Source organism: Kitasatospora sp. NPDC059462 (assembly GCF_042749955.1).
Lineage (GTDB): Bacteria > Actinomycetota > Actinomycetes > Streptomycetales > Streptomycetaceae > Kitasatospora.
The window spans coordinates 1-4,116 of record NZ_JBHYUU010000338.1; the positions used below are offsets into that span (position 1 = coordinate 1).

Annotated in this window: 1 protein-coding gene; it reads left to right on the forward strand. The window is 74.6% G+C overall.

What is annotated here, in order from left to right:
* On the forward strand, nucleotides 1-4,116 hold a 4,116-nt coding region (locus tag ACFXAM_RS38070), incomplete at both ends, for an SDR family NAD(P)-dependent oxidoreductase (protein ID WP_380298449.1).

Sequence of the window (4,116 nt, forward strand, 5' to 3'; positions counted from 1 at the left end):
GTCGTGGGAGGCGTTCGAGCGGGCCGGGATCGATCCGACCTCGGTGAAGGGCTCGCGGACCGGTGTCTTCGCCGGCGTGATGTACCACGACTACGCCTCGCAGCTCGCCGAGGTGCCGGACGGCCTCGAAGGCCATCTCGGGATGGGTACTTCCGGCAGCGTGGCGTCCGGCCGGGTGGCGTACACCTTCGGCCTGGAGGGGCCGGCGGTGACGGTGGACACGGCGTGCTCGTCCTCGCTGGTCGCGCTGCACCTGGCGGCGCAGGCGCTGCGCTCGGGCGAGTGCTCGCTGGCGCTGGTCGGTGGCGTCACCGTCATGGCGACGCCGAACACCTTCATCGAGTTCAGCCGCCAGCGCGGGCTGTCGGCGGACGGCCGCTGCAAGGCGTTCGGCGCCGGGGCGGACGGCACGGGCTGGGCCGAGGGGGCGGGCATGCTGCTCGTCGAGCGGCTCTCGGACGCCGAGCGCCACGGGCACCGGGTACTGGCGGTGGTGCGGGGCTCGGCGGTGAACCAGGACGGTGCGTCCAACGGGCTGACGGCGCCGAACGGGCCGTCGCAGCAGCGGGTGATCCGCCAGGCCCTGGCGAACGCCGGGTTGTCGGCGGCGGACGTGGACGTGGTGGAGGCGCACGGGACCGGTACGACGCTGGGTGACCCGATCGAGGCGCAGGCGCTGCTGGCCACCTACGGCCAGGAGCGGCCGGCGGACAAGCCGCTCCGCCTGGGTTCGGTGAAGTCGAACATCGGTCACACCCAGGCCGCGGCGGGTGTCGCGGGTGTGATCAAGATGGTGATGGCGATGCGGCACGGTGTGCTGCCGAAGACCCTGCACGCGGACGAGCCCTCGTCGCACGTGGACTGGTCGGCGGGCGCGGTGGAGCTGCTGACGGAGGCCGTCGACTGGCCGCAGGACGGCCGCCCGCGCCGGGCCGGTGTCTCCTCGTTCGGTGTCAGCGGCACCAACGCGCACGTCGTACTGGAGCAGGCCCCGGCGGCGGTCGCCGACGAGGAGCCGGAGAGCGCACCGGCCAGCGGTGCCGCCGTCGTGCCGTGGACGCTGTTCGCCAAGGACGAGCCCGCGCTGCGGGCGCAGGCGCGGCGCCTGGCCGCGTTCGTCACCGAGCGCCCCGAACTCGACCCGGTCGACCTCGGCTACTCGCTGGCGACCTCGCGCGCCGCGATGGAGCACCGCGCCGTGGTGGTGGGCCGGGACCGGGAGGAACTGCTCCGGGGCCTGTCCGCGATGGCCGAGGACCGGCAACTCCCCGGGTCGGCGCGCGGCGCCGCTTCCCCGGGTGCCGGGCCGGCGTTCCTGTTCTCGGGGCAGGGGAGTCAGCGGCTGGGGATGGGGCGTGAGCTGCATGCGTCGTTCCCGGTGTTCGCGGCGGCGTTTGACGAGGTCTGCGCTGCCGTGGACGTCCACCTCGGACGGCCGTTGCGGGAGGTGGTGTTCGGTGAGGACGCGGAGCTGCTGGCGCGCACGGAGTTCACCCAGCCGGCGTTGTTCGCGGTCGAGGTGGCGTTGTTCCGGCTGGTGGAGTCGTGGGGGGTGCGGGCGGACTTCCTGGCCGGTCACTCGATCGGCGAGTTCGCCGCGGCGCACGTGGCCGGGGTGCTGTCGTTGGAAGATGCCGCCGAACTGGTGGTGGCCCGTGGCCGGTTGATGCAGGAGCTGCCGCCGGGCGGGGTGATGGTGGCGGTTCAGGCCGCGGAGGACGAGGTCGCGCCGCTGCTCGCCGGTCGCGAGGACAGCGTGGGTATCGCGGCGGTCAACGGCCCGTCCTCGGTGGTGCTTTCGGGATCGGAGGACGCCGTCGCGGAGGTCGTCGCACTGCTGGAGGGCCGCCGGACGAAGCGGCTCACGGTCTCCCACGCGTTCCACTCGCCGTTGATGGAGCCGATGCTCGCGGGCTTCCGGGAGGTCGTGGAGCGCGTCACCTTCGGCGCGCCCACCCTGCCGGTTGTCTCCACCCTCACGGGACAGCTCCTCGCCTTCGAGGACGTGGCCGACCCCGACTACTGGGTGCGCCACGTCCGCCACACCGTGCGCTTCGCCGACGCGGTCACGGCCCTGGCAGCCCGGGGAACGACGGCGTTCCTGGAGATCGGACCGGGCGGTCTGACCTCGATGGTCCAGGAGACGCTGCCGGACGCCCTCGCCGTCCCGGCCCTGCGATCCGACCGCGCCGAGGAAGCGGCGCTGACCACCGCCCTGGCCGAGCTGCACGTGCGGGGCACCGCCCTCGACTGGGAGGCCGTCTTCGCCGGCCGGGGCGCCCGCCGGGTCGACCTCCCCACCTACGCCTTCCAGCACGAGCGCTACTGGCTGGAGTCGGGCCGCCCGACGGGCGATGTCACGGCGGCGGGCCTGACGGCGGCCGGCCACCCGCTGCTGGCGGCGGTGGTCACGCTGGCCGGTGGTGAGGGTGCGTTGTTGACGGGGCGGTTGTCGCTTGCGGCTCAGCCCTGGTTGGCGGAGCACGTGGTGGCGGGTGCGGTGCTGGTGCCGGGGACGGCGTTGGTGGATCTGGTGCTGCGGGCCGGTGACGAGGTGGGGTGCGAGCTCCTGGAGGAGCTGACGCTCCAGGCGCCGTTGGTGCTGCCCGAGCAGGGCGCGGTGCAGGTCCAGATCACGGTGAGCGCCGCCGACGAGACCGGCCGCCGCACGGTGAACGTGTACGGGCGCCCGGAGGCGGGCGACGGCTCCGAGCCGTGGACCTGCCACGCGGCCGGAGCGGTCGCACCCGGGCGGAGCGAAGCCTTCGACCTCGCGGACTGGCCGCCGGCCGGGGCGGAGGCCGTGGCGACCGAGGGCTGCTACGACCGCCTGGCCGACCTGGGCCTGTCCTACGGTCCGGTGTTCCAGGGGTTGCGCGGGCTGTGGCGGCGTGGTGAGGAGGTGTTCGCCGAGGTGGCGCTGCCGGAGGGCACCGAGGTCGACGGGTTCGGTGTCCACCCGGCGCTGCTGGACGCGGCCCTGCACGCGGTGGGCCTGGGCGGCCTGCTGCCCGACACCGGCCAGGGGCGGATCCCGTTCTCCTGGAGCGGCGTGCGCCTGGCGGCGACCGGCGCGGGCGCGCTGCGCGTGCAACTGGCCCCGGCCGGACCGGACGCCGTCTCGCTGCTGGCCGCCGACGCCACCGGCCGGCCCGTCGCCACCGTCGACTCCCTGGTCCTGCGCCCCCTCGTCGCCGAGGAGCTGACCGCTGCCCGCGGGGAGTCGCTCCACCGCGTCGACTGGACGGTCCTGCCGGTCGAGTGGCGGCCGATGGTGCAGTCGTGGGCCGTCATCGGCGACGACGACGGCCTGCGCACCGCCGTCGAGGAGACCGGGGCGCAGGCCGACTTCCACCCGGACCTGGCCGATGTGCTGCGGCGGGTGGAGAGCGGCGGCCAGGTGCCCGCGGTGGTCCTGGCCGCGGTGGGCGGCCGGGTCGACAGCGACCACCCCGCCCAGCACGTGCACCGCACCGTCCACCGGATGCTGGAGCTGGTGCAGCAGTGGGTGTCCGACGAGCGGCTGAGCGACTCCCGGCTCGTGGTCCTGACCAGCAACGCGGTGGTCGCACGGGACAGCGACAAGGAGGTCGATCCGGCCCAGGCGGCCGTCCGGGGCCTGGTGCGGTCCGCGCAGTCGGAGCACCCGGGCCGGTTCCTCCTGGTCGACCTGGACCGGGACGCGGAGTCGGTGGGCGTCCTGCCCGCTCTGCTCGACGCGGGCGAGGAACAGAGCGCGGTGCGTGACGGTCGGGTGCTGGTGCCGCGTCTGGCGCGGGTGGCTGCCGGTGAGGGTGCTGCCGTCTCCTTCGCGGAGGGTGGCACGGTGCTGGTGACGGGTGCGAGCGGGACGTTGGGGCGGCTGGTGGCTCGTCACCTGGTCGTCGGGCACGGTGTGCGGCATCTGCTGCTGGTGAGCCGTCGCGGGGAACTGGCACCGGGAGCCGTGGAGTTCGAGGCCGAACTCGCCGCCCTGGGCGCCGAGGTGATCACCACGGCGTGCGACGTGGCGGACCGTGCCGCGCTCGCGGCGCTGCTGGCGGCCGTGCCGGCCGAGCATCCGCTGACCGGGGTCGTGCATGCGGCGGGGGTGACGGACGACGGGCTGATCGGGTC